This is a genomic window from Klebsiella sp. HN106 (genome assembly GCF_051209435.1).
Classification (GTDB): Bacteria; Pseudomonadota; Gammaproteobacteria; order Enterobacterales; family Enterobacteriaceae; genus Klebsiella; species Klebsiella oxytoca.
In genome coordinates, this window is record NZ_JBLURD010000022.1 from 1 (window position 1) to 24988 (window position 24988).

Genomic DNA, 24988 nt, shown 5'->3' on the forward strand with positions numbered 1-24988 from the left:
TAGCGCTGATGTCCGGCGGTGCTTTTGCCGTTACGCACCACCCCGTCAGTAGCTGAACAGGAGGGACAGCTGATAGAAACAGAAGCCACTGGAGCACCTCAAAAACACCATCATACACTAAATCATTAAGTTGGCAGCATCACCGATTTTTTAAACATATAAAATACCATCAATGAAGTGATTAAGAAGTTATAGAGTAACAGAGAATTAATAAGATTCTTTTCTCTGAGACGCCAGAATATTTGTTCTGGCGTCTGATTTTGAGTTTATTTGACTAATGAAAATAGATCATTGAGTGATTCGCTCATCGACGGATGAGTAAATATCTGATCGCGTAATATGCTATAAGGCAGCCCGGCATCCATCACCATTTTCACTATATTGATCATCTCGTGGGCTTTGTTGAATAAATCGAACTTTTGCTGAGTTGAAGGATCAGATCACGCATCTTCCCGACAACGCAGACCGTTCCGTGGCAAAGCAAAAGTTCAAAATCACCAACTGGCCCACCTACAATAAAGCCCTCATCAACCGTGGCTCCATAACTTTCTGGCTGGATGATGAAGCTATTCAGGCCTGGTATGAGTCGGCAACGCCTTCATCACGGGGAAGACCTCAGCGCTATTCTGATCTCGCCATCACCACCGTTCTGGTCATTAAACGCGTGTTCAGGTTGACCCTGCGGGCTGCACAGGGTTTTATTGATTCCATTTTTACACTGATGAATGTTCCGTTGCGCTGCCCGGATTACACCAGTGTCAGCAAGCGCGCAAAGTCGGTTAATGTCAGTTTCAAAACGCCCACCCGGGGTGAAATCGCGCATCTGGTGATTGATTCCACCGGGCTGAAGGTCTTTGGTGAAGGCGAATGGAAAGTCAAAAAACATGGCCAGGAACGCCGCCGTATCTGGCGAAAGTTGCATCTGGCAGTTGACAGCAACACACATGAAATCATCTGTGCAGACCTGTCGCTGAACAATGTGACGGACTCAGAAGCCTTCCCGGGTCTTATCCGGCAGACTCACAGAAAAATCAGGGCAGCATCGGCAGACGGCGCTTACGACACCCGGCTCTGTCACGATGAACTGCGGCGTAAGAAAATCAGCGCGCTTATCCCGCCCCGAAAAGGCGCGGGTTACTGGCCCGGTGAATATGCAGACCGTAACCGTGCTGTTGCGAATCAGCGGCTGACCGGGAGTAATGCGCGGTGGAAATGGACAACAGATTATAACCGTCGCTCGATAGCGGAAACGGCGATGTACCGGGTAAAACAGCTGTTCGGAGGTTCACTGACACTGCGTGACTACGATGGTCAGGTTGCAGAGGCTATGGCCCTGGTACGAGCGCTGAACAAAATGACGAAAGCAGGTATGCCTGAAAGCGTGCGTATTGCCTGAAAACACAACCCGCTACGGGGGAGACTTACCCGAAATCTGATTTATTCAACAAAGCCCCATCCAGCATTCATCAGAGGAAACCGACTTCCTCAAACTGACCAGGCCATCATTATCAGTTCGTAACGACCTTTTATTCTTTTTGATGCCAGGCGAGTCTCCTTTTGCCTGGCCACTTTGATTTATTGCCTGGGAGTAACCTATGGATGAGCAAGATATTCTCCGCGTTATAAACGGCCGTGAGATTGATGCTTCTGACCTCCTGGAAGAAGCTATGCCGAACGCAGCCCGACGCTTTTATCGTTTAACTAACAGCATGAACAAATTGCTTTAGGAGGTCAGGGAGCACTTTCCTGACGCGATGTATTACTCTGCCAGCGGAACGGTAAGCCTGCTGTTGGGGAGCAGCCACGACAACAATGACCATCCGGTTAGAGAAATGGTCGCTGTAAGGTCACCAGATCTAAACATTGAAGGCGGTGATTGGTAGGTCAAGCAGGGGATCTATGTGCACTTCATGTCCTAACTTCATCCAGTGCTGAATTCAGTGCACAGACAGTAGGGGACTTCTCCTTTAATCAGAATGGCAAAGGGTTACGTGAGGATCAGATTCTATTTTTTTGCCTCGAAAACGGATAAACCCAGGTTTTGGCGCTTTAACCGAAAAATCAGCAGAACGGTAAATGATAGGCTGTCATGGATAACCATTTTGAGGCAAAAATGAACGTTTCAACTGACAGCAGCAACATATCGATAGCAGAACTCAAAGAAGAATTTATACCCGGTCTTCTGCTTAATGCTGGGGCAATAAGCCATTACGGCGACTCGGCTTTATCTTCGAAGGCTATGGATAAGTATTCAAATCTTCTGGAGAAAGACGCAGTTACCGCTTTATCAGGAGCCTTGAACCGTATCGTAAGTGCCTTAGCGGAGGCAGATCCACGTTCTATCAGTAGCAATCCATCCTGGTTTTCCCGCTTTACGGGCAAACACCTTGAAAAGCGCGTTCGTTACCAACACGCACGTGAGAAGGTGGAAAATCTTATTAATGAGGGGAACGGATATCTGACACATGTGAATGAGACGCTACTGGCTTTAGAAGAGCTGCTTGAAACATATGTGTCAGAAATCAAACGCCTTAAAATTTTTATCCAGGCAGGCCATGAGTTCCTTAGGGATTCTACCGAAGAAAAAAATAGTGACGATCTAAGCCTTGTCTTCGATAAACCGAGGGAAAGATTTGCCAGACGTTTAGCTAACCTGGCAACACTGCTTGCGTCTCATGAAATGGCCGCCATGCAGATGGAAATCACTCGCGGGACTTGTATAGATATTGCTGACCGCTTTAACGAAACTATAAAAGTCCTGGTTCCAGTATGGCGGCAACACACACTTTCGCTGTTATCAGTAAATAACACTGACCCTACGATTGTTAGAAAAGCTAATCAGGCCCACGAGGCTCTTCTAAAAAGCCTGCGACAAAATTTAGAGGGATTCCAAAAATGATTAATAATTTGACCACCAAAACTGAGGTTGTTGCTTTTACTTTGACTTCCGCTGAACTGGAAAAGTTCGGGCTGAATGAGCAAGATGAACAAGAGATTAAAGCCGTCGCGGAATGCATTAATGCCGATGATCCAGGAACAGTTTATCGTTTTGGCCGGGCAATGGGGGAAAACACTGCTAATTATGCGGATAGCCTGCTTGAGCAAATTCGCAATAAAGATTTAGACGAAGCCGGGAGCAAATTAACTGAAATTATCAACCTTGCAAGAAATGTAAACATCTCGAACTTAACTGAAAGTCGTTCAAATCTGCCAGTTATTGGCCCTTTGTTGGATAAAATCCGCACCCGTGGGAAGAATTTCGCCGCACAGTTTGAATCAACTCGTGAACAAATCGATGCTCTGGTTTCAGAGGTTTCAGTTACACAGAATAGCCTCGGTTCTAATAATATTTCGCTCCAGCAAATGTTTGATGAAGTCGTTAAAGAACACCACTTAACAGGTGTACATATTGCTGCCGGTAAATTAAGGCTGGGAGAATTACAATTAAAAGCAGAAAATCTCAGAGCTAATGTTGGTAACAATCCTGCTAAGTTCCAGGAAGTATCTGATCTGGATACGCTAATTGCTAATTTAGAAAAACGTATTGGCGATTTAGTTGTTTCTCAGCAGTCTGCTATGCAAGTATTGCCAATGGTACGGATTATACAGGCAAATAACCAAAGTCTTATCGACAAGTTTCATAGCGTCAAAGAGGTTACTGTCCCTAATTTCAAGCGTCAGTTTCTGTTAGCCATTTCTCTAAATGGACAGCGTAACGCTGTAAATCTTGCCAATGATATCGATAATGCCAACAATGAGTTACTCCGTAGTAATGCAAAATTACTGCATCGCAATGCAGTAGAAACTATGAAAGCAAACCAACGGCTGGTTATTGATATAAGCACCCTTAAAGAGGTGCAGGATACGCTTATCCAGACGGTTGGCGATGTTGTTAAAATCCAGAGAGAAGGGGCTATTAAGCTCAGGGAAACAGAAAAACAGGTTCTTGCCATGCGTGAGAATTTGCGCACCCGACTGACACAAAAAGGGGTAGATCATGGTGCGTAACCTTAAGAGTAGTGACGATTTTTCCCGTGAACTGTCATTTCTTTTTCACCGGTCTATAAAGATTAGAAATTCAGGTTTCGCGATATTTGGTGCGGGCCTGCTGATAATGATTTTTGGTCTTTGCTTGTGGTTGCTGTCATTACACCTCTCACCTTCAGTTCTGGACTTTGATATTGATGTGCCCTTGTCATTCTTCAATTCATCTGAAGGTGAAGATAAGTTAGTGGTTTCGGATTTTGGCGATGCATTTGGAGGCTTCCTAACTACATATTCTAAGTTGCTATTAGGGATTATGGGGCTATTAGTAGTTTCTTCAACTGCCTTTAAAATTTTAAAGGGGGAGGAAATAGGTGAGATATTCCCGATGCTTCTAATTGCTGGCGCTTTTCTTATCGGCTTGTCAGTTTTTACATCTGCTTTAGGTTCGGAAGAGACTGATGCCACTTCAGCTTCGACTGTAAAGGTTATCAAGAAATATGTAAAACATGAAAAATACGATAAACTTGTCGCATATTTAAATGATAGTAATTGGCCCTCAGGCGAAGAGGTATCTGTAAACTATTTAAAGGCGCAACTACATATAAAACTCGGCAAGCCAGATGTGAAGTTAACACAGAATGTTGTTAGGGCGTATATGTCTGGTGTATTACAGTCAAATATTCCCGTGAAAGTTCGTTATGCATTGGAAAAGACAGCTTTAGATAAATCCGTCTCACCACTTGCGATTCGTTATGAGCAAAAACGTATGTCTAAATCACATACCTTTTCAAAAGCGTCGGTTAATTGTCTTAAAGTAGGTAGTCCCGTCGCATTCGTTGGCGTTTTGTTCGCTCTTCTTGGTATAAAAATCAGGCGGCGAGTCAGATTCTTAGAATCAAATTGAATGAAAGCCCGGTACGCTGGGCTTTTTTATTCAGTAACTTTTATCAAATATGTAGTAATTTACCGGAATCTGCTTCTCCAGCTTGTTAGCTGAAAAGCTTACTCAAGTATAATAATCTACTTCTGATTATGTTTTTTATGGTTTTATTTTTACACAACTTATTAAGGATACATGATGTGTAACTTTACTCCTGTTCAAATTATTGCTGATTATATACTGAGGTTTCTTAAAAATAATACTGATGCCAAGCTTTATGAGGCAATGCAGCGTCTTGAAAAGAAAATTGGTCAGTTTGTCGCTGATGGGGTTGATGAACATCAATTACGCTCTTCATTAAGCAAAGTCTGTCGATCTCGTTCCAGGGCGGCTCTTAAAGAGGAGTGTGAACAACTCATTCCATAAAAAGAACATCATACGGGAAAGTTACTTTAACGGTGAATGGCTCGCTTCTGGCGGTTTAAGTTGACGGCCATTCCTACCATAGCCATCATAAAGTATGATTAGCATTCGAGTGTGGCACTACTAATTTTAATGGGCTACGCATTCAGTCTCCACCTCTCTAACTATAAAGGTTCTTTTCATGTCCAATAGCTTCGATAAGCCGCAAACGCTCCCGGTACATAATTCTGATGCCGAACCCTTTTTTCCGAAAAACCTTGGTCCATTTATCGAGCAGGTATCCGGAAGGGATCTGGCAATGCTCACAGAATCAGAGAAGGAAAAACTTGCGCACCTGATCAGAACTGGGCGTAAATATGGAGTTTCTGTCGCTATCGTTCCTGATACAGATTCTGCTGAGCTTCATGAATTACTGTCTAATGCCGATTCCATTGAAAGGCAGTTTTCCATCTATGAACGCATCCAGACGAAGATTGCGTTCACGCGGTGTCAGGAAGCATAAACAAAGTGAGAAATACAACTACGTGGTATGACGTAGAACATATTGAAATCACCACAGGCGAGCGAGGCGGCAGGATATGGGTGCTGAAGCTCTCCTGTGGCCATACAGTATTTCGCCGAATACCTCCTATACGTCTTCATAACCTCACAGCTTTTTCTCTGCGGGAGCCCCCAGAAAAATGTCGGTGCTCTCTTTGCAATTCAAGTCCATAATAAAGCCTTTTTAAAGGCCACAAACTGCATATCACTGGATAAATCATCCTCTACAGCGTTCATTCTTAAACGCAAAATTTATATTTCATTCATTCTATTTTAAAAGCGTTATAAAAGACGGAATCCTATTTAGTCTGTTTGATGCTTAAATCATCTTCAGTGCCTTTTATCTTTTACCCAGCGACTTTAACATTAACCTGAGCAGAAAACTTGTTTTCAAACTAAGTTCGAAAACTTTCTGCTCAGGTTATTAGCCGGGTAAGCCACTTTGTTATATTTGTTTCATGTTAACAGAGGAGGCGATATGCAAATTGAAAAGGTGATGTCATTACTTGAAGTGCTTTCAAGCTGGCTTGAAGATAACATCAATATGGATTCTGAAATTATCTTTGATAATGACGAAGATAATACCAACTCAGAAATTCTGTATCCTGCTGTAGAAAAGGCTAATGCCGTTTTGCGCAAAATGGCATCTTTATCTTCAGATTCTGTTCATGCAATTCGACAGCGCTTGCAGCTTGCCGTAGAAGGCAAAGCTGAATTGTCCCTCAAGGATGTGGGAGAGCTTCTGCTGGCAACAAAGTATCTGATGTTGTCCACTGAAGAGGGAGAGTAAGCCTGTGACCACTCTCGTATTTGAAATGGCAGATATCAATAAACTGATCGAAGAAATTCGCACCGCAAAAACGTTTTCGGTCACCCCAGATCAGATCTATGACCCGGCATGCTATCCGGGGGGAGCCCTCCTTAACGCTGAGGGACAGACTGAAGAAGAGGCGCGTAAAGCTGGTAGGGTTTTCTTTCCCTCATCCTCAAAAATTGCCAGCACACATCTGGTGCCAAAAGTGCTTCTCGCGCACAGTCATGGTGTATACCTGATCACTAATGCTGAGCTTGAGGGCTCTCCCGCATCCCGCGATACTGTGGCTTACGCCCAGGGGATGAATCCAAAACTGGATGAGGACTGGGATTACGCTTGTGATGCCGCTTTGGGTGGGTCTGATTGTAGCTATACCATTCCCGTTGAGTGGCTGGAGTTAGCGGTAGAGCAGGGTTTTCAGGAGTTTCGACTTCGAATGAGTGAAACCAATATCAAACTTGTCAGCAAATAGTATGTCCTTGCTGTTTCCAGTCAAACATTGTCCGCCAGTCGAGCTGCTGGCGGATTGTTTTATATAAGGCCGGGAAGGTATGTCAGGTTTAAGCAGTTCCGCCCAGAAGCTTACAAGGGCGCAGATTTACGTGTTAAGACGGATGGCATCCGGCACGATCTATGATATCTCTGGCAATTTCAGACGGGCCAGAGAACGGCGTACGTTTATGGGGAATCCTGATGATGTGACGTGCAGGAGCTCTCCGGTCCTGTTCCGGCTGGGCCTCGTGGAGTTATGCCAGCCAGTAAGGCATCTGGAGCCAGGTTTATACTATCGGCTCAAGTTGAGCTCCTCAGGGCATGAAGCTCTTAAGGCGAACGCACACCTCTAACATTTGAGATAGTTCGTTCGCAGCCAGGAAAGTAACTTTCATCTCAAGTGTGACCCTTACTACCTCATTTATGAGTAAAACCCCCCTCTGATATGTCGAAAATGCTCATTTATACGAAAATAGTTTCTCTTCAGGTGTGATGTAATTACTGAGAATTCTCCCTGAATGGAAGGCAACCGATGAAAATGTTTTTTACCCCTTATGTTCGTATCGTTTTCTATTTTTGCGCATTGATTTTTATTGTTTACAGTTTCAGTGATTTTTTCCAGGGCGTCCCTGACAGCACCTTCTTCAGTGCGGTCATCACGCTACTTGTTATCGGAACCATTGTTGCCCGGCATCTGGATCGCAAAAAATCTCTCAAATATACTTCACAGATTTAAGTTTCCACTCAGGCCACTCTCGGGTGGCTTTTATAATTTAATAAGGACCGGTTCATGCATAACCACGAAATTCAGACCATTGCTATATTTAGTGCCCAGTATAAAAACATCGAAGATGCTGAAAATGCAGGTGCTTTATATTCAGTAGATATTGAATATCCGATGACACTAAATGATTTATCGCGGCTTTGCGACTCTATTGCCGAAGCAGTAGGTGTGCCTGGCGGCGTCAAATACCAGTTCGTGTCCCAGCCGGAAGCGCATGAAACCAGCTTCTGATAACCAGTAACCAAACTGCCTAAAAGCAGGTGCAAAGCCATGAAACAAACAAAGTCTTCTATGTCACGTATTGTGCAGCTGTACGACGGGAGCCGATACGGAAACTGCGAGCAGGCTGATAACGAAGGAGAGCTTTTTACGGTGGTGTTGAATAAGCCTTCGCAGATCGATGACATCCGTAAAATCGTAGACACAACCGCCGAAGTACTTGGCAAAGCTTTGCCAGTACTCCTCTTTTAAAGCTTACATCCGTGAAGGATAATTACGGTCTTACTACTTTCAGTTTTTCATTCCAGTGCCGTCCATTTTAATTTATCGATTTTAAGCGGTCGGCGCTATTTCATTGTTTCTTTTCCGACTGTAATTCCTTATATATAGGAATATTTCAAAGAATTTATCTCAGGTTATTTGTGGCGTGGTGCCAGTTGTTATAATGATTCCACATAATCTGGAGAGTCAATCATGATCACATCTCTAATGAATTTCCGCGATTTAACCGGAGAGGCAGTCATCCAGGCGCGGCAATGCGTTATTAATGCTGAGATCGAAGCGGCCCGGGAAAAGGTAATTCATGCTCGTTCGTTATTCAAAGCGGGTATACATAATGTTGTAAACGGTAGTTCTGGCATTAAGGCTGCGGCAGCACATTTTCTGGTGATAAAACGTTTACAGACTGACACTCGGTATCTGGACGCGGTTATCACTGATAACCTTTGCATGTTTTCTCCTGAGGGTTATCTGTATCTGTTTATGCAACAACGTTATTTCCTATAAAACAATGGGTTAGGTAAGTATCTTTCCATTAAAAACATTAAAAAGGTGACTTGATGAAACCATTTGGACTTGCCGGAAAACCCCGGCCCGAACCTTGCGGCTGCTGCTGGTATACCCGTGAGGACTGCCCTTACGTCAGCGCAAAACAGATCTATCGCCGCAGGCAGCGCAAGGCAGAACGCCAGCGTCAGCGCAGCACCATTGTGATGGCCGTTTCTGAATTTCGCTGACCTCTTCTGGAAATATCATTTTTTCTCCAGAAGAATTTTAAAATAAAGGGAAATCTTTTCACGGGTATCTGATGTTTATTGTTTATGGTAAATTGCGCCACATTAATTGTTTGTGGCGCAGTTCGTGATGGCTTAAGGATATAATATGAAAATCAGCCAGCTGGAATCCGGGATGCAGGTTTGGTCTGTAACCCGTACCAAAATGGGAAATACCACCATTTCAACGGTCATTGTCCACCCCGTTGTCATTATTGAAATTCATGATAACCATGTGATTGCTCGCTGGAACGGCAATGCACCACGTCGGTTTGGAGAAACGGCTATCAGGGGCTGGAAGAAGGAGAAGCCACTGCTTGTCCGTGAGCCTTTCGGAAATGTTCGTCTGGCCACCCGGGCTGAAAAAACCGCTATGCAGGAAAAAGAGTAATACCCCCTTTTAGCACCCACAATTTCACCGTCCATCTGCCTTTAACCTTGCCTGTTATTAACGGAATCCTTTCTGACTGGGCGGATCCCACGCATAACCTGAACTGTTGGCTAACCGTCTTACAGCCAAATTCCCTCCTTTATCTGGCAGGAGTGCGTCCGTGAGCTCTGTATGATCTACGTGTTTGTTAAGTAGAGCACATAACAGGAGTGGGGTATGACTGAATTAAATAAAAGCCCGTCCGGTTTTTCCGGAGCTGATGTCAGTAAAGAACAGGCTGCCATAAGGGCACTTGTAGAAAGAGTAGTGACCAACTATCGCAGCCGGACAGCACCTGATCGGGTTCAAAAGGCTTCGGTAGCGTTTAATGGGGGATTAATCCTGACCCTGATGCTGGCCTTGACGCTATTGGGCTACCTTGTGGCGGAATTGCTCAGGGGGTATGTTGCGGATAGTTCACCCTATGTGCCCGGTCTAAGTTATTCGCAATTTTCGATGCTTATGGTCGTTGAGCTGTGTCTATGCTTTCTTGCATGGTTTTTGGTTGTCACAGGGGACTATCCCCGGCCGTGGATATTTCAGGTAGTCCCGATGGAGCAGTACTGGTTCTTTGACGAAGTGGATGACGACGATCTTGCCCGGCTTTCCTGTAACCCTTACATCAAGCGCTGGCTACTTGATGAAATGTCCGGTATTCATCGACTGACCTACACGAGGCTGCATGATCGACTGGAGCGCATCTGTAATATTGCATCCCATCTCGAATACAGCCGTATTCAGGCACATAAGATTTCCCTAATCAACGGAAGCAGTGCCTCCTGATCCTACCATTGCATCCGGAAATTAAACGGGCAGGAACTGCACTGTATGTTCCGACCCAGCAGCTGCCCGTTACCCTTTTCTTTAGTATAAAATGACTTTCGCCGACAACCGGAAGTGAATCATGTCAAATAAATGAAAAATCAGTAATTTATGTAGGCGGGGTGTTTGGCTGATCAGGGCAGGGTGGTATAATAACGCTGGTGCTGGAGGCTTTTGCCCCAGCCAGCGGTAACACTGTTTGACTGTGGTAAAAGCAGAAAGCCCCGAGTAATTTTTCAATTAACCCGAGGCCCCTGTATGCTAGTCACATTCAGGTTACTATGGCGAAGATATAACCGCAAATATTTACTACACCGATATCCCTTGGGTACAGAAAGAGCTACTGAAATAGATTTTTGTATGCATATTTTATTACATATATAAAGTAAAATGTCATTTAACTAAAATTTTACACCTAAAACCCGCTATTTAATTACATTTTAATATGGCAAAAAATAGTAGTAGTTGGCGAAGTTCAGTTATTATTAGTGCCGTTCAATTCCTAGAAGAGCTTAAGCTATAGTGTTAACCCCAGCTCGCGTCCTGCATTCCAAGGAATTAGCCAAATATAGCAGCTAACGCATTGATCGGATTGCCCCTATCGAAACTGTGTTCAATGGTTAGATTGCAAGTAAAAGGGTTAATTGAACTACAATATATCCCTTAGGCCGCTTTGAGCGAGAAGCGGACGCCCGCATAGCGTTAACAGGCGTCCGATATTTTGAAGTGGGCAGATTACTTAACCCGTTTACCCGTTTCGTCAATGACCTTCTCACCATCCTCTTTGGAAAACACTCCTTTCTGACCTTCCGGTAGAATATCCAGCACCATTTCGGAGGGACGACAAAGACGTGTGCCGATCGACGTCACTACAATCGGCCGATTAATCAGGATCGGATGCTGAAGCATAAAATCAATCAACTGCTCATCAGAAAATTTGTCTTCATCAAGACCCAACTGCTCATAAGGTTCGACGTTCTTACGCAGCAATGTACGTACTGAAATGCCCATATCTGTAATCATTTTGCTAAGTTCATCACGAGTTGGGGGAGTATCGAGGTAATAAATAATGGTTGGTTCGTTACCGCTGTTACGGATCATCTCCAGCGTGTTACGTGAAGTGCCACAGGCTGGATTGTGATAGATGGTAATGTTGCTCATATCTGTATCTCATTACAAAGTGATGGAGAGCCGCAACGCCAGTGCGGCCAGAGTGATAAACAGCACGGGCAGAGTCATGATAATGCCGGTGCGGAAGTAATATCCCCAGGTAATCGTTATATTTTTCTGGGCAAGCACATGCAGCCAAAGCAGGGTTGCCAGACTGCCAATCGGGGTGATTTTCGGGCCTAAATCGCAGCCGATCACGTTGGCATAAATCATTGCCTCTTTGACGGCGTCAGTCGCCATACTCCCATCAATCGACAACGCGCCAATCAGCACTGTCGGCATATTGTTCATCACCGACGACAGGAACGCGGTCAGGAAGCCGGTGCCAAACGTTGCTGCCCATAACCCCTTTTCTGCCAGCAGGTTTAGCACGCCAGACAGATACTCCGTTAGCCCTGCATTGCGGAGGCCATAGACCACCAGGTACATACCCAGCGAAAAAATAACGATCTGCCATGGCGCACCGCGCAGGACTTTTCCGGTGTTGATGGCATGACCTCTTTTCGCCACTATAAACAGTACAGCTGCGCCAGTAGCGGCTATCGCGCTGACCGGGATCCCCATAGGCTCCAAAACAAAGAAACCGACAAGCAGCAATAACAGGATAATCCAGCCCACCCTGAATGTTGCCGGATCTTTTATCACACTGGCAGGAGTCTTCAGCAGCGAAACGTCATACGTCGCCGGAATGTCCCTGCGGAAGAAGAGATGCAGCATGACAAGCGTAGCCGCAATTGCTGCCACATCTACGGGGATCATAACGGAGGCATACTGCGTAAAACCCAGACCGAAAAAGTCCGCCGATACGATATTCACCAGGTTGGAAACAATGAGCGGCAGGCTGGCCGTATCTGCTATAAATCCTGCTGCCATCACAAAGGCCAGTGTTGTACTCTTGCTGAATCCCATTGCAAGCAGCATCGCAATCACAATTGGTGTCAGGATCAGCGCGGCGCCGTCATTGGCGAACAAAGCAGCGACAGCGGCACCGAGCAACACTATCCAGGTAAACAGCAGGCGACCACGTCCGTTACCCCAGCGGGAGACGTGTAGTGCGGTCCACTCAAAGAAGCCGGACTCATCGAGCAGCAGGCTGATGATAATGACCGCAATAAATGCCGCTGTCGCGTTCCAGACGATATTCCAGACAACGGGAATATCAGTGATATGGATGACACCGGTTACCAGCGCCAGCACAGCCCCGATACTCGCACTCCAGCCAATGCTCAAGCCTCTGGGTTGCCAGATCACCAGTATCAGCGTCAGTAAAAATATACTCCCTGCCAAAAGCATCTCAGACTCCGTTATATATGATTATGTAAATGTGTTTTCTTTTCTCAGCAGGAGGTGCAGGCTGCTTTATCCAGCCATTCACGCACATCCTCCCGCATACACTGCCAGGACGTCGTGATTGTCTCAGCTGCCCATGCCGGTATGTGGGGGGACAGACGATAGTGGATCCATTTGCCTTCACGACGATCCAGAACCAGCCCAGCCTCACGAAGGATAGCCATATGTCGCGAGACTTTGGGCTGCGATTCGGAAATGGTTGCACAGATATCACAGACGCACAGTTCTCCTGACTCCCGTAGAATCATGACGATGGCGAGCCGGGTTTCATCCGACAGGATTTTGAAAAGCTTAACAGGTTGTAGCATTTTTCACTCCGTTCTCTTTAGAATATACATATGATAAATCATATGTGTTAAATTTGAAATCATCTGATCTCACCGGAGTAGAAAAATGGAACAATTTCCAGCCCTGAATAGTGAATGCTTTGATCAACACATAGCCGAGCGCCTGCACCTGCAAAAGCCGCCACGAATTCTGATCCTATATGGCTCAGTTAGAGAGCGCTCCTACAGCCGCTTTGTTGCGGAAGAAGCTGGTCGCCTGCTGGCGGCGATGGGCGCGGAGGTAAAACTCTTTAATCCCTCAGGTTTACCCCTGCCGGATGATGCGCCAGATACTCATCCTAAAGTCACCGAGCTACGCGGTCTGGTCAGATGGTGTGACGGGATGGTGTGGAGTTCTCCGGAACGGCACGGGGCTATGAGCGCAGTTATGAAGGCGCAGATTGACTGGATACCATTAAGTGAAGGCGCAGTTCGTCCTTCGCAGGGCAAAACACTTGCGGTAATGCAGGTTTGCGGAGGTTCACAGTCCTTCAATGCAGTGAACCAGATGCGTATTCTGGGCCGGTGGATGCGGATGTTTACGATCCCCAACCAGTCCTCCGTAGCCAAGGCATGGCAAGAGTTCGACGAAAACGGACGAATGAAACCTTCGTCATGGTATGACCGCATTGTCGATGTAGCCGAAGAGCTGTTTAAAATCACTCTGCTGCTTAAGGGGCAAACCGATTATCTTGCAGATCGTTACAGCGAGCGAAAAGAGAGCCATCAGGAGCTTTCATCCCGAGTCAATCAGGACAAAATATAACGTTGTTCTTTGCATAAGCTTAACAACGTCCGCTATTGGCACGAAGCAGACATGTCCGGAGTCGTAAGACATCTGCTGTGAGCGAAAAGCGGACCTTCAAATCCGAACAGGTTCAATTGATTAACCTTGGCTGTCAGTTCCGCCATCGTTAACATGAAGCAGATCGAATAATTCCCTATCCCATTTTTTACAAATACGCAGTGGCAAGAAAGATAGATTCTGGCTCATGACAAGTAGAGTAATTCATTTGTATAAAGAGACTTCGCCTTCAGGACGCGTTTTGAACCTGCGATGCATCCACAGGTATTGCTCAGGGGCACGGAGAATTTCACACTCGATGATCTTGTTCATATAAGCCGCTGCGGCGATCTTGTCTTCCCCTGGATAGCCTGACAACGGATTGCTGATATACATGTGATAACCTTTTTTATCGCTACGTCGAATCATGCTAAGTATGATCAAGTGTGCACCAGCGAGTTTTGACAGAGCATACGTTCCGTTCGTCGTGGCTGCTTTTTTTACCGAGAAAAAAGGTGCAAAAACGCTTCCCTTAGACCCATAATCCTGATCTGGTGCAAACCACACGGCTTCCCCGGCCTTCAGCGCATGAACAAAACCAGATAAATTACGCCTATTAATCATGGCCTTATTTGAACGCATACGCCCTTTTGTCTGTACCCATTCCATTAATGGATTATTGTGTGGGCGATACGTTACCATCATAGGATGGCATAAACCCATTACTCTTCCACACAATTCAAGGGACATAAAATGAATCCCGACAACCATTACTCCTCTGGTCGCACTGGTCAGGTTTTCAAGCCCTTCGACATCAAACCATTTTTTGACTCTCGCATCGCTCCAGAACCAGGCCATTCCTGTTTCCATCAGTCCCAGCCCGAGAGAAACAAAGTTTTTATTGACCATCTGGCTCCGGGCAAACGGTGTCATCCCTGGAAAGCAGAGTTCGATATTTCTAATCGCAATTCCTTCCCGGCGTTTCAGAAAGGGTCTGGATATTTTTCCAAGGCCAGAGCCCAGAATATGTAAAACCGGGTAAGGAAGTTGAACGAGAAGCCACAGCAGACCCAAACCAGACCAGGTAAGCCAGTAGCGGGGATGAAGTAAATTATGAGTAAAAGTCTGTGCCATAAATTGCCTTAATGCTAATGAAGGTTATAACGTAAAAGGAAAACAATGAGACAATTCGTCTTTAGCGATACATTTTTTTAGACAATTTAAACTTGTCTAAATTCAGAAAAAATAAATAACTTTGCAATGGCTGGTAAAGAATTTAAAGAGTCAGGAATGAATTGTAACCCAGCAAGGTTATTCTGTTATAAATTCATGGATTTATCATTGATATTCAAGAAATTGTCTTCTTGATTCATCATCATCAAGGTACTCAAAAGAAAGAAGGCGAATTTTGGTAAGTTTATAAAACCACTCGCAATTGTTTCGTTGAATAATTTCGCCAGGTTTGAAACATATCCCGGATTCCACCCGGATAATCGCATATTTACCATTACTAAACCTGACCCGGTGAATACAAAAAGGTTGACCGGCCTGCCCGTGACAGCTGTTCGACAGGATATGCCCTTCAATAAAAACAGATTTTTTAGATTTCATTATCATACCCTCGACAACTGCAGTACAGGAGAAATATTGTCATTTCCTGACATCACTTATGTTAAGTGGCAGAAGTTGATCAGCCGCCGATACACCAGCATTCTGAAGGTCTGAACAACAGTCCGCAGACTGGGCACTCAAGAACCGCATCTTTTCTTAGTTTTCCTGCTTTCTGAGCAGATCTGTGTGCGCATACCGGACAGGCAACATGAACTGCTCTTTCTTTAAAGTGCCTGAGTCCTTTTGTATAAGACATAATTAAAGCTCTCCGAGGAATACAATAATTATTATACGCTTTAATATAATAATAACTGGTTTAAGTTATGTTGATTTATGACTGAACCAGAAGAAGAGATATTGAAAATTAAACGTCTGATTTATGATATACTAACCTTCCATGAGAAATTTATGATGAAATCAGAAGACACCCTTGACTGGTATCCGGCACAACTACCGCCAGTGAAAATTATTCTTGGCGAAGCCGTGCTGGCTGTGGGTAAACAGGGCCGACCGATTAATACCCGCACCTTGCTGGAATACCTTCAGGTCATGCAGGATAAACAAAAAAGGCGGGATGACAAAATAGCCATGCAGACTGCGATTGATGTTCTCAGGGATAATCAGCGCATTAACGGCAGACGTTAATGCGCCTCCGGGATCAGTGTCAGTTCTGAATGATCTCAACCGTATGGTTTTGTCCATCATCCTTCAGCGGTATTCTGTCATCAGAGAGGAGAACACCATCCAGTGTCACGCGATATTCTGCGTCGCCGCGTGAGACACTAATCTGATAATGGCTTTCGCCATACTGATAAGTAATAGAAAAAGACGGCCACGCATCCGGTAACCGGGCATGAATAGTAAAGTCAGCGCCAGTGCGTTTTATCCCCAGTAATTCCTCGGTAAGTAAACGCCAGGCCCAGCCTGCAGAACCGGTATACCAGCTCCATCCTGCACGTCCGGTATGGGGAGCGACGCTGTAGACATCAGCACTCATGACATAAGGCTCAGCTTTATAAACCCCGACAGAGCCCGCATTCAGAGTATGATTTATAGGGTTGAGCATTGACCAGAGTTGCCAGGCACGTTCGGCATTCCCCATCCGGGCAAATGCCATCACGGCCCAGATGGCGCCATGCGTATACTGCCCTCCGTTTTCCCGCACACCGGGCAGGTACCCCTGTATGTAACCTGGATTTGGACCGTGTCCATCGAAAGGAGGCGTTAACAGTTTTATCAGCCCCCCTTCGTTATCCACAAGATGCTTATCCAGCGCCTGCATGGCCATTGCACACCGCCCCGCGCTCGCGGCCCCGGACAATACAGACCAGCTTTGCGCAATCGCATCAATCCGGCAGTCCTGTGAGGCTTTCGCCCCCAGGGGAGTTCCATCGTCAAAATACCCGCGCCGATACCATTCACCATCCCAGGCGTGGGTTTCGAGATTGCTTTGCAGGCGCAGAGCCTGTGAACGGCACATCGAGGCGACACTTTCGTCCAGCCTGCGATCCGCCAGCGCAGCAAACCGCTGCAAAATATCGTACAGGAAGAAGCCCAGCCAGACGCTTTCACCTTTGCCTTCGATACCCACCCGGTTCATCCCGTCATTCCAGTCACCAGCCCCCATCAGCGGCAGGCCATGCTCCCCGAACAGCAGTCCATGTCGGATAGCTTTGACACAGTGTAACCAGAGAGTCTCTTCGGTACCGCTGATGACCGGCGTGTCATAGACAGACTCTTCACCAGGCTGAAGCGGGCGTCCCTCCAGATAAGGAATGCGTATTCCCAGAGCATCTATATCCCCCGTCGTTTCAACATAGTGGCAAACTGCAAGTGGCAGCCACAGGTAGTCATCGGAACAACGGGTACGGACACCGTTGCCATGTGGCGGGTGCCACCAGTGCTGCACATCCCCCTCGATAAACTGCCGGGATGCACAGAGTATTATCTGTTCACGCATTCGGTTCTGATCAGCATGGCTCAGTGCCAGTGAATCCTGCAGCTGATCGCGAAAACCAAATGCACCGCCAGACTGATAGTAACCACTGCGGGCCATGAGGCGACAGGCGACTGTCTGATACAACAGCCAGCCATTAACCAGTAAATTTACGGACGTGTCGGGGGTGTTGACCACGATTTTATCGAGCACATTGTGCCAGTGGTTATGAATCCGGTTCAGCTCCTGGCGGGCTGTATCCTCGTTCATGTAACGGGCCATCGTCTCATGAGCACAAACATCATTCTCTCCTGCGCCGAGGATAAAAATAAACGTCCTCTGATCTCCATCAATTAATGTTACCGTCGACTGTACCGCCCCGCAGGGATCCAGACCGGCGCCCGTGTTACCTGAAAGTCTGCGCAGTTGCATGGCAGACGGTGCGTGAAGGGAACCATTACGGCCGATAAACTCCCGGCGGTCCCCTGTCAGCGAACAGTCATTACCGCTGACGGCAAAAAATGCAGTTCGGCCGCCACCATTATCACCATAAAAGTTGTTCGCCAGCACCCCGCAGCCGCCAGGCGTTCTGGCCGCATGTGTCACAATGTGAGGGGCTGAGCGAGTTCGTGATCCTCCAAGCGTCCACTCCACATAGCCTGTGACGGAGAGTTGACGTGTCCGTCCCGAAGAGTTACTGAGCGTCAGGAGCACCAGTTTAACTGGCGCCTCTTCGGCAACCAGGACCGTCAACTCGCTGTCTATACCACTCTCACGGTGGGCAAAAACGCTGTAACCAAAACCATGTCGGGTCAGGTAATCACCGTGTCCGCGAACAGGCAACGCTGTCGGTGACCAGTTTTCCCCTGTCTCTTCATCACGCAGATAAAACGCCTCGCCAGAGCGATCGCTCACCGGATCGTTTTCCCAGGGTGTTAATCGGTATTCATGGGCATTCTCATACCAGGTATAGGCCTGTCCTGCATCTGAAATCACGCTGCCAAAACGGGGATTTGCCAGTACGTTTGACCAGGGAGCCGGTGTCTGCGCATTTTCCCGCAGAACAATTTGATATTCCCGCCCATCCTGAGAAAATCCACCGAACCCATTGAAATAGTATAACTGACTGATATCGGGGCTCCAGTCCGTATGTTGATTACGCTCGCGAACAGCACGCGGAATGAATGCTATGGCCGGCGATTTCAGAGTATGGATACGCTGGTTAAGCTGCTCATTAATACTCCCTGCGCGATCATCAAGATAAACACAGGCCACGCTCATCAGTAGCAACTTATCTTCTGCGGAGAGATACTCGCCATTACGGACAAAAATCCCGCCCGTTTTGTCCAGCAGACTGGCTTCAGACCCCGCATAAATTAACTCCATAATCTGATTTTGTAATCCCTGCTGGTAGCCGCCGGGGCTGTTATTCAGGATAACCAAATCAACATCCAGTCCTTTCTGTCGCCAGTAACGGTGTGCCTGAATCATTGTGATCACTGAGGCGATACTTTCTTCGCCGGTTATACTGAGCAGCACTATTGGCAGATCGCCTGAAATTGCCCAGCCCCACAGACTGGACTGACCACGCCGATTGCGGCTGATCACCTGGCCTTCAGCGCGTAGCTCCTGGACAGGGTAAAGCACAGCGCTGGCGAGACGATTAAACAAAGTTGCATCATCTTCACTGGCATTCATCTGGCGTAATACCACCAGACTGTGAGACCAGGCCAGTTCAAAGACGCGATCGGCAATAGGGTAATCGCGATATTTTTCCAGCAGCGCCAGGCTCTGCTGACGGGTCTCGCTGATACCATAAATGATATCAATCGTGACCGGATGCCCCGGCTGTAGAGTGATGGCGTGGCGAATTGCCAGTATCGGATCCAGCACTGATCCCGACGTGTTGCTGAGCGTCCCTCCCGCCTCTATTGCCTGGGCATCAGCAGAGTTTCTGCCACGACCAAGAAATTTTGCCCTGTCCGTTTCAAACGAGACGTTATGTCGGTTATCGCCATGCACCACCATCATGTGAAACAGGCAGGGGCTCGCTTCATCCGGAGAGCGCGGGCGCCGGTGGCAAAGAATGGCGCCACGCGCAGGATCCAGCTCAGTCTGAATAAACAGATTGCTGAATGCAGGGTGTGCCAGATCGCTGGCATCAGGTGCCAGTACCACTTCAGCATAGGTTGTCAGTTCCAGAGTGCGGGGCTGGCGACCACGATGGAGCAGAGTGAGCCGTCGCAATTCAACATCATCCTCCGGGGAGATCACCACCTGAGTTTTGACGCTAAGTCCTCCGAAGGTGCGTCGGAATTCAGCCCCTGCATCGGTGAAGAAAACTTCCTCGTCTTGTCCGCTGGAGTTGCCTGTCGGTTGCCAGGTATTGCTCCAAACATCCCCCGTCTGTGTATCACGGATGTAGCAGAATGCTCCCCAGTGATCACGGGTGGTATCACTGCGCCAGCGTGTTAGTGCAATATCGTTCCAGTGACTGTAACCACCGCCACCCGCGGTCAACATCAGGTGATAATGGCCGTTGGACAGGAGTTGAATATCAGGTGCTGGTGTATCCACGCTATAGAAAATACGGGGTTCATAGCGAACGGGTTTGACTCTGCCTTCATGAGATTCAAAATGACGGCGCGGACTGTACAGATCGACCGCATCCGGCACGCGGTCCTGTAACAGCAGGCTCGCTGACCGGAATACCGTACTGGACATGAATCGTTCAGTCATGGGGGCGTCAAGCAGCACATGAGCCAGTGCCTGAAATGCCATGCCCTGGTGATGCGCCATCCAGGACTGTACCACCGCATAGAGCTGGCCGGTTGCGAGGCGTGAGGGGGTATAGTCCAGCGCTTCATAAAAGCCGTATTCGCCGTGTGCGCCATTTTTTTGCAGCCTGAACAGGTTCTCACAGGCTCTCTGTGGAGATACCATCAGCGCCAGCATTGTGGCGTAAGGCGCGACAACCATGTCATCGGCAAGCCCCCTGCGCAGACCAAGACCCGGCACACCAAATGCCTGATACTGATAATTATGTTGAACATCAAAAGCGTGATAGCCAGACTCTGAAACACCCCATGGTACCCCGCGTTCTTTCCCCCAGTGAATCTGGCGCATAACCGCCGACTGACTCATTTCATCAAGCAGGCTGCCGGGCCAGGTGGGCATCACCAGATTCGGCATCAGGTATTCAAACATGGACCCGCTCCATGACATCAGGGCAGTTTCATTATCAATCGTGGTAAACAGTCGACCCAGCGCGTACCAGCTTTTAAGAGGTAGCTGATTAGTCGCGATGGCAAGAAAACTGGTCAGGCGGATTTCAGACGGCAGGAGATCGTAGTGGCTCTTGTCAGACGTATTCGTGTCACAGTTATAACCGACGCTGAGCAGACTGGTTGCTTCACTGTACAGAAAGGCGAAATCCATCCGGGCATGCTCATCCAGCCGCTGTTCAAGTTCAGTGATAATATTGAGTCGCATTCGGGCCTGCTCCGTCGCTGACGCCGGTGATATTCCTGTACCGGTTAATGTCGGACGGGCAAGCTCGCTCAGCGTCGGCAGCGTCTGTTCGTTCCACGATACAGGTAACCAGCCAAGCAATAACGACCACTCATGGCAGAACAGAACCAGTTGATTCTCCAGATGTCCTGCCCAGCGAATCTGAAGGGGTGACCCCTGATGACATAACGTGGACAGATGGTTGCACTGGATGCTCATGTTTTTCAGTTCACAGAATAACGCCTGTGGAGAGAGTGACACCGCGCTCAGGCATTGTTTGCGCAACAGTCGCAGACTGTCAGGTGGGTTCTGACCCCACTGTTTTTCCAGAATATCCAGCGTATCGTTCAGTCCTGCCAGTATCTTTTGGATGTTTAAAACAGGCTGATGACGCATGGAGGACAGCCCTGCACGCAGCGTCAACAAATGTCCGGCCATATTACCGCTGTCGACGCTAGAGATATAGCGTGGACTGAGGGGGACCAGCGTACGGGTGTCATACCAGTTGTAGAGATGGCCCCGGAAGTGCTCCATTTTATCCAGCGTGTCGAGCGTGAGCGACACGCGCCGGAGTACCTCTCCGCCTGGCAGGTAGCCAAAGTCCCATGCCGTCAGGTTAGCCATAAGTGAAAGACCAATATTGGTAGGGGAAGTTCGATGTGCCACCGTCGGTTGTGGTATTTCCTGATAATTATCAGGCGGAAGCCAGTTCTCTTTTGCGGTGGCAAAGGTTTCAAAAAAAGCCCAGATTTCACGGCTTGTCTGGCGTAAAAGCTGTTTTTGTTCCTTATTTGGCGAAAACACCTTACGCACGTGCTGGCGACTCAGCCAGCTCATCAGCAGCGGTGCCATACACCATAACAAACCGATCGGCAACGCCATCCACATCAGTTGGAGGGCAAATTGTCCGGTCAGTATCATCAGCGTCACGCCACCGGCAACATTCTGCCACATCGCCTGATAAAAACATGCAACAGTGGGTCTGGCCTGATTGCTGTCCTGGCTGTGGCTGACCCACTGGCTGAGGTGACGCCTGCTTATCCCCAGTCGCCATAGCGTCACGGCGATCGCTTTCAGCGAATATCCGGCTTCGTGCGGCAGTATCGCAAAATTAAGACCGATACCAGACAGACGCTTCAGCGCGCCCGCCCCCACAAGTAGCAGATGCGGCTTCAGGCGGCGGCGCAGAGGTTTATTGATAAGGTCATGGGTGATGCAGAGGATGGCTGGCAACAGCCAAATCAGTGACAGTATACCCAGCCAGTAAACCGGATTGGGTACCCAAAGCAGGGTGAGGTACAGCAATACCAGTAAAGAGGGGGCTACCAGACTGCGACGCAGATTATCGAGTAATTTCCAGTAAGAAAGCGCGGTCAGCGGATTCCGGACATGGGTTCCATCGGTTTTTCTGACGCGTGGTTTCAGCCAGTTAAGCAGTTGCCAGTCACCCCGGATCCAGCGTGAACGGCGTGCAACATCCGACAGATAATTATTAGGGTACTGTTCGTAGAGTAACACCTCACTCAGCAGACCCGATCGTGCATAGCACCCTTCGAGGAGATCATGGCTGAGAACCAGATTTTCCGGGCAGGTATTGGCAGTTGCCTGCATAAAAATGTCAACATCGTAAATCCCTTTGCCCACGAACGATCCTTCCCCAAAGAGATCCTGATAGATATCCGAAGACATCATCGAATAGGGGTTGTTACCCGGTATGCTGCTGCGCAGGGCTGCGTAACGCCCCTGACCGTTGCGTGGTATCTCCTCCGCGAGACCGGGTTGCAGAATACCGAATCCTTTGACAACCCTCTGGCGTAGCGGATCATACTCTGGCGTATTCAGCGGATGCGCCATCGCCGCAACCAGTTTATGTGCCGTATCGCGCGGCAGCATCGTATCACTGTCCAGGGTAATGACGTATTTAATGTGACCCGGTAAAAGGTGTGCCGGCATATCGGCAACGCTGACGAATTGCGTTCCCGGATGGCGCAACCAGCTGTTCAGCAACGCCAGTTTTCCCCGCTTGCGTTCATAGCCCATCCACATTCCTTCCTCGGGGTTCCATTGAGGCTGGCGGTGTAACAGATAAAAACGTGGTCGACCGGAGGGGTAGCGCCGATTCAGCGCCTGCGTATCAGCGACAGCCTGCCTGAGCAGCTCGTGACTTTCCGGCGAGGGTTCATTTTCAGAATCTGCAAAATCAGTGAGCAGCGCGAACCTAAGATTTTCGTTTTCATTCCCCAACCAGCAGACTTCAAGACTGGAGAGGAGCTGGCTGAAACTTTCGTGGCTGGTCAACATGCAGGGGATGACTAACATGGTGGCGCTGTCAGCGGGAATGCCGGTTGAAAAATCCATCCCCGGCAAGGGGCGAGGAACGTGAAAACGGGTGGTTGCGTCACTGAGTAAATCACTCATTAACTGAGTTAAAGCGATAATCAGAGGCAACATCACTGCGATTAACAGCCAGTCTGCGCCCTGCATGGCAGTTTCGTGCAATATTGTCGCGGTCGTTGCGGTGGTCAACAACGCCAGGCTTCCAAGCCATGACAGCAGGGTTATTCTGTTGAAACTGTGTCGCAAGTGTATGAGCCTTGAAGTGTCTGCCTGGAGATGAATTTCCAGCGCCTGTCGACCTTCACCCGCGAGATAATAACCAACATGATGTTCCGGTGTATTGGGCGCTTTTTCCTCTGAAAGCGCCAGCACTCTGTCAGCAACCTCCGGCTCGCTGAGACCACTGTCTCTGGCCAGGACCTCAACTACGTGCCGGTAATGATCCCGGGTATTGAAGTGCATCCGGGGATAGATACCGGCAGGATCATTGCTTAATGCCTGTTCGACGACACTTATCGTTTCGGTGAAATCAGCCCAGTCTGTTTCACCCAGTAATCGCAGACCTGCGATGCTGTTACTGACAGACAGCTGGCTGGCGGCAAGCTGTTGATTGAAACTATGTATGAGAACGTCGGTGGTGCTCCCCTGTTCCCGAAGGCACTGATCAACCCAGGTCAGAGGTAACGACAGCGCGTTGCCATGCCCCTGCAGGCGCCGCACCAGCTCTGCGACAAACGCACTGGTTAACGGGGGGCGGGAGCGCGCCATATCAGCAACCACCATGATTAAATCACCAGGTGCACTCTTTGCACATTCGAAAATCCTGGTTATCCACGTATCGGCAAGGTTTCTGTCCTGCTGGGCTTTTATCACTTCCATGCTGATACGACGAAGATTTTCAATCAGCGCCAGGCGCATCATTCCCGGTAACGCCCAGACTTCACCTAGCGTCAGCGGTGTCACCTGTTGATAGGCTGTAAGATAGCTGGTCAGGCTGGCAGCATCCCAACGGCCATCGCCGTGAGCAATGGCCTCTGATGCGATATGATAAATTCGTGGGCAATCAAGCGGCGATATCAGCGACGGAAGACCTTTTCCAAAACTTTTCGGCAAGTGCTGGCGGACGGTGCGGATTTGTTCCTCAATAAGATAATAATTGTCCAGCAACCACTCCCCGGCGGGCATGATACTGGTCTTTTTACCCGCGTTAAGCTCATAGCAGTTTTGGGTGATGACGTCCTCATTGTCGCCAAGCCTTTTCAGAAGATAATAAGGATGTTTATCCGGCGATACTTTATGAGTCCGCGCCAGCTTCTGGCCGTAGCGTTCCATCTGGACGGTCGAAAAGAGTTCAGACCGCGGAGTGCTTTCGCTTGCAGGATCGTTCGCCGATAACGTTACGTATTCGGCAGCATTCATCGGGATATGGGAGCGGTTAAACCACGCTCTGGGGTTCATTTTCATAGCATTGCTCTGATGCAACGTTAGCGCGCAGGAGCAGTTGCGAAATCAGTTCAGAAA

The 24988-nt window shown here is 48.1% G+C and carries 26 protein-coding genes and 1 pseudogene; 18 read left to right on the plus strand and 9 right to left on the minus strand.

Features of this window, described 5'->3' with window-relative positions; genetic code table 11:
• The coding region (locus ACSIPU_RS27865) for an IS1 family transposase (RefSeq protein ID WP_001515738.1) at positions 1–89 on the minus strand (89 nt) is incomplete at its 3' end.
• Between the two features lie 177 nt (positions 90–266).
• A pseudogene (locus tag ACSIPU_RS27870) lies at positions 267–398 on the minus strand (pyridine nucleotide-disulfide oxidoreductase); the annotation flags it as partial.
• Positions 399–427: 29 nt separating this feature from the next.
• Between ACSIPU_RS27870 and ACSIPU_RS27875 the strand changes: the two are divergent.
• The 16 genes from ACSIPU_RS27875 to ACSIPU_RS27950 all read left to right on the plus strand — a co-directional run bounded on the left by ACSIPU_RS27875 (position 428) and on the right by ACSIPU_RS27950 (position 10404).
• Positions 428–1396: an IS5-like element IS903B family transposase gene (locus ACSIPU_RS27875; RefSeq protein ID WP_022649395.1), complete on the plus strand. Its 969-nt coding sequence runs from the start codon at positions 428–430 to the stop codon at positions 1394–1396.
• 199 nt (positions 1397–1595) lie between these two features.
• Positions 1596–1727: a hypothetical protein gene (locus ACSIPU_RS27880; protein WP_001371936.1), complete on the plus strand. Its 132-nt coding sequence runs from the start codon at positions 1596–1598 to the stop codon at positions 1725–1727.
• Between the two features lie 362 nt (positions 1728–2089).
• Positions 2090–2899 (plus strand): toxic anion resistance protein, encoded by an 810-nt coding sequence (locus ACSIPU_RS27885; protein WP_000368643.1) that lies wholly within the window; start codon positions 2090–2092, stop codon positions 2897–2899.
• Positions 2896–4008 carry a toxic anion resistance protein gene (locus ACSIPU_RS27890; RefSeq protein WP_000609386.1) on the plus strand — a complete coding sequence of 371 codons (1113 nt, stop codon included), beginning with the start codon at positions 2896–2898 and terminating at the stop codon, positions 4006–4008. The genes ACSIPU_RS27885 and ACSIPU_RS27890 overlap by 4 nt, the downstream gene beginning before the upstream one ends.
• Positions 3998–4891 carry a hypothetical protein gene (locus tag ACSIPU_RS27895; protein ID WP_000252081.1) on the plus strand — a complete coding sequence of 298 codons (894 nt, stop codon included), beginning with the start codon at positions 3998–4000 and terminating at the stop codon, positions 4889–4891. Before ACSIPU_RS27890 ends, ACSIPU_RS27895 begins: the two co-directional genes overlap by 11 nt.
• A 174-nt stretch (positions 4892–5065) precedes the next feature.
• A complete protein-coding gene (locus ACSIPU_RS27900; protein WP_000336109.1) occupies positions 5066–5293 on the plus strand; it encodes a hypothetical protein in 228 nt (75 codons plus the stop codon).
• A 178-nt stretch (positions 5294–5471) separates the two neighbouring features.
• Positions 5472–5792, plus strand: a complete 321-nt coding sequence (locus tag ACSIPU_RS27905; RefSeq protein WP_000071366.1) for a hypothetical protein — start codon at positions 5472–5474, stop codon at positions 5790–5792.
• Between the two features lie 516 nt (positions 5793–6308).
• The gene (locus tag ACSIPU_RS27910; protein WP_001165367.1) at positions 6309–6620 is read left to right on the plus strand and encodes a DUF957 domain-containing protein; all 312 of its coding nucleotides are present in this window, start codon (positions 6309–6311) and stop codon (positions 6618–6620) included.
• A gap of 4 nt (positions 6621–6624) precedes the next feature.
• Positions 6625–7116, plus strand: a complete 492-nt coding sequence (locus tag ACSIPU_RS27915; RefSeq protein ID WP_001371932.1) for a DUF3085 domain-containing protein — start codon at positions 6625–6627, stop codon at positions 7114–7116.
• Between the two features lie 552 nt (positions 7117–7668).
• A complete protein-coding gene (locus ACSIPU_RS27920; RefSeq protein ID WP_000781547.1) occupies positions 7669–7872 on the plus strand; it encodes a hypothetical protein in 204 nt (67 codons plus the stop codon).
• Between the two features lie 54 nt (positions 7873–7926).
• Positions 7927–8151 carry a hypothetical protein gene (locus ACSIPU_RS27925; RefSeq protein ID WP_000551490.1) on the plus strand — a complete coding sequence of 75 codons (225 nt, stop codon included), beginning with the start codon at positions 7927–7929 and terminating at the stop codon, positions 8149–8151.
• A 39-nt stretch (positions 8152–8190) separates the two neighbouring features.
• On the plus strand, positions 8191–8391 hold the full coding sequence (locus tag ACSIPU_RS27930; RefSeq protein ID WP_000814953.1) for a hypothetical protein: 201 nt from the start codon (positions 8191–8193) through the stop codon (positions 8389–8391).
• 222 nt (positions 8392–8613) lie between these two features.
• Positions 8614–8925 carry a hypothetical protein gene (locus ACSIPU_RS27935; protein ID WP_000633161.1) on the plus strand — a complete coding sequence of 104 codons (312 nt, stop codon included), beginning with the start codon at positions 8614–8616 and terminating at the stop codon, positions 8923–8925.
• Between the two features lie 53 nt (positions 8926–8978).
• The gene (locus ACSIPU_RS27940; RefSeq protein WP_000802040.1) at positions 8979–9155 is read left to right on the plus strand and encodes a hypothetical protein; all 177 of its coding nucleotides are present in this window, start codon (positions 8979–8981) and stop codon (positions 9153–9155) included.
• Between the two features lie 145 nt (positions 9156–9300).
• On the plus strand, positions 9301–9582 hold the full coding sequence (locus tag ACSIPU_RS27945; protein ID WP_000703842.1) for a hypothetical protein: 282 nt from the start codon (positions 9301–9303) through the stop codon (positions 9580–9582).
• A 216-nt stretch (positions 9583–9798) separates the two neighbouring features.
• Positions 9799–10404: a hypothetical protein gene (locus tag ACSIPU_RS27950; RefSeq protein WP_000137794.1), complete on the plus strand. Its 606-nt coding sequence runs from the start codon at positions 9799–9801 to the stop codon at positions 10402–10404.
• A gap of 774 nt (positions 10405–11178) precedes the next feature.
• On the opposite strand, the gene arsC is transcribed toward ACSIPU_RS27950, so the two are convergent.
• The 3 genes from arsC to ACSIPU_RS27965 are packed head-to-tail and all read right to left on the minus strand — an operon-like array spanning position 11179 to position 13271.
• Positions 11179–11604, minus strand: coding sequence for a glutaredoxin-dependent arsenate reductase (gene arsC, locus ACSIPU_RS27955; protein WP_153743510.1), 426 nt, complete (start codon positions 11602–11604; stop codon positions 11179–11181).
• 12 nt (positions 11605–11616) lie between these two features.
• Positions 11617–12906: an arsenic transporter gene (locus ACSIPU_RS27960; protein WP_153743511.1), complete on the minus strand. Its 1290-nt coding sequence runs from the start codon at positions 12904–12906 to the stop codon at positions 11617–11619.
• A gap of 44 nt (positions 12907–12950) precedes the next feature.
• The gene (locus tag ACSIPU_RS27965) at positions 12951–13271 is read right to left on the minus strand and encodes a transcriptional regulator (RefSeq protein ID WP_153743512.1); all 321 of its coding nucleotides are present in this window, start codon (positions 13269–13271) and stop codon (positions 12951–12953) included.
• Positions 13272–13356: 85 nt separating this feature from the next.
• Between ACSIPU_RS27965 and arsH the strand changes: the two genes are divergently transcribed.
• Positions 13357–14055 carry an arsenical resistance protein ArsH gene (gene arsH / locus ACSIPU_RS27970; RefSeq protein ID WP_153743513.1) on the plus strand — a complete coding sequence of 233 codons (699 nt, stop codon included), beginning with the start codon at positions 13357–13359 and terminating at the stop codon, positions 14053–14055.
• A gap of 243 nt (positions 14056–14298) precedes the next feature.
• Here the strand turns inward: arsH and lpxP are convergent, their stop codons facing one another.
• The 3 genes from lpxP to ACSIPU_RS27985 all read right to left on the minus strand — a co-directional run bounded on the left by lpxP (position 14299) and on the right by ACSIPU_RS27985 (position 15940).
• Positions 14299–15207, minus strand: coding sequence for a kdo(2)-lipid IV(A) palmitoleoyltransferase (gene lpxP / locus ACSIPU_RS27975; RefSeq protein WP_153743514.1), 909 nt, complete (start codon positions 15205–15207; stop codon positions 14299–14301).
• A gap of 204 nt (positions 15208–15411) precedes the next feature.
• On the minus strand, positions 15412–15684 hold the full coding sequence (locus tag ACSIPU_RS27980; protein ID WP_181518265.1) for a hypothetical protein: 273 nt from the start codon (positions 15682–15684) through the stop codon (positions 15412–15414).
• Between the two features lie 79 nt (positions 15685–15763).
• On the minus strand, positions 15764–15940 hold the full coding sequence (locus tag ACSIPU_RS27985; RefSeq protein ID WP_220129636.1) for a YnfU family zinc-binding protein: 177 nt from the start codon (positions 15938–15940) through the stop codon (positions 15764–15766).
• Between the two features lie 155 nt (positions 15941–16095).
• On the opposite strand from ACSIPU_RS27985, the gene ACSIPU_RS27990 reads away from it, so the two are divergent.
• Positions 16096–16329, plus strand: a complete 234-nt coding sequence (locus ACSIPU_RS27990) for a hypothetical protein (protein ID WP_004132711.1) — start codon at positions 16096–16098, stop codon at positions 16327–16329.
• Between the two features lie 19 nt (positions 16330–16348).
• Here the strand turns inward: ACSIPU_RS27990 and ACSIPU_RS27995 are convergent, their stop codons facing one another.
• Positions 16349–24931: a GH36-type glycosyl hydrolase domain-containing protein gene (locus tag ACSIPU_RS27995; protein ID WP_278319677.1), complete on the minus strand. Its 8583-nt coding sequence runs from the start codon at positions 24929–24931 to the stop codon at positions 16349–16351.
• Between the last annotated feature and the right edge of the window lie 57 nt (positions 24932–24988).

Coding starts and splice junctions, on each gene's coding strand:
- ACSIPU_RS27935 (WP_000633161.1), top strand. CDS start 8,614: ATGATCACATCTCTAATGAATTTCCGCGATTTAACCGGAGAGGCAGTC.
- ACSIPU_RS27910 (WP_001165367.1), top strand. CDS start 6,309: ATGCAAATTGAAAAGGTGATGTCATTACTTGAAGTGCTTTCAAGCTGG.
- ACSIPU_RS27985 (WP_220129636.1), bottom strand. CDS start 15,940: ATGTCTTATACAAAAGGACTCAGGCACTTTAAAGAAAGAGCAGTTCAT.
- ACSIPU_RS27925 (WP_000551490.1), top strand. CDS start 7,927: ATGCATAACCACGAAATTCAGACCATTGCTATATTTAGTGCCCAGTAT.
- ACSIPU_RS27995 (WP_278319677.1), bottom strand. CDS start 24,931: ATGAAAATGAACCCCAGAGCGTGGTTTAACCGCTCCCATATCCCGATG.
- ACSIPU_RS27895 (WP_000252081.1), top strand. CDS start 3,998: ATGGTGCGTAACCTTAAGAGTAGTGACGATTTTTCCCGTGAACTGTCA.
- ACSIPU_RS27990 (WP_004132711.1), top strand. CDS start 16,096: ATGAAATCAGAAGACACCCTTGACTGGTATCCGGCACAACTACCGCCA.
- lpxP (WP_153743514.1), bottom strand. CDS start 15,207: ATGGCACAGACTTTTACTCATAATTTACTTCATCCCCGCTACTGGCTT.
- arsC (WP_153743510.1), bottom strand. CDS start 11,604: ATGAGCAACATTACCATCTATCACAATCCAGCCTGTGGCACTTCACGT.
- ACSIPU_RS27920 (WP_000781547.1), top strand. CDS start 7,669: ATGAAAATGTTTTTTACCCCTTATGTTCGTATCGTTTTCTATTTTTGC.
- ACSIPU_RS27885 (WP_000368643.1), top strand. CDS start 2,090: ATGGATAACCATTTTGAGGCAAAAATGAACGTTTCAACTGACAGCAGC.
- ACSIPU_RS27965 (WP_153743512.1), bottom strand. CDS start 13,271: ATGCTACAACCTGTTAAGCTTTTCAAAATCCTGTCGGATGAAACCCGG.
- ACSIPU_RS27900 (WP_000336109.1), top strand. CDS start 5,066: ATGTGTAACTTTACTCCTGTTCAAATTATTGCTGATTATATACTGAGG.
- ACSIPU_RS27950 (WP_000137794.1), top strand. CDS start 9,799: ATGACTGAATTAAATAAAAGCCCGTCCGGTTTTTCCGGAGCTGATGTC.
- ACSIPU_RS27980 (WP_181518265.1), bottom strand. CDS start 15,684: ATGAAATCTAAAAAATCTGTTTTTATTGAAGGGCATATCCTGTCGAAC.
- ACSIPU_RS27945 (WP_000703842.1), top strand. CDS start 9,301: ATGAAAATCAGCCAGCTGGAATCCGGGATGCAGGTTTGGTCTGTAACC.
- ACSIPU_RS27960 (WP_153743511.1), bottom strand. CDS start 12,906: ATGCTTTTGGCAGGGAGTATATTTTTACTGACGCTGATACTGGTGATC.
- ACSIPU_RS27905 (WP_000071366.1), top strand. CDS start 5,472: ATGTCCAATAGCTTCGATAAGCCGCAAACGCTCCCGGTACATAATTCT.
- ACSIPU_RS27890 (WP_000609386.1), top strand. CDS start 2,896: ATGATTAATAATTTGACCACCAAAACTGAGGTTGTTGCTTTTACTTTG.
- arsH (WP_153743513.1), top strand. CDS start 13,357: ATGGAACAATTTCCAGCCCTGAATAGTGAATGCTTTGATCAACACATA.
- ACSIPU_RS27940 (WP_000802040.1), top strand. CDS start 8,979: ATGAAACCATTTGGACTTGCCGGAAAACCCCGGCCCGAACCTTGCGGC.
- ACSIPU_RS27930 (WP_000814953.1), top strand. CDS start 8,191: ATGAAACAAACAAAGTCTTCTATGTCACGTATTGTGCAGCTGTACGAC.
- ACSIPU_RS27880 (WP_001371936.1), top strand. CDS start 1,596: ATGGATGAGCAAGATATTCTCCGCGTTATAAACGGCCGTGAGATTGAT.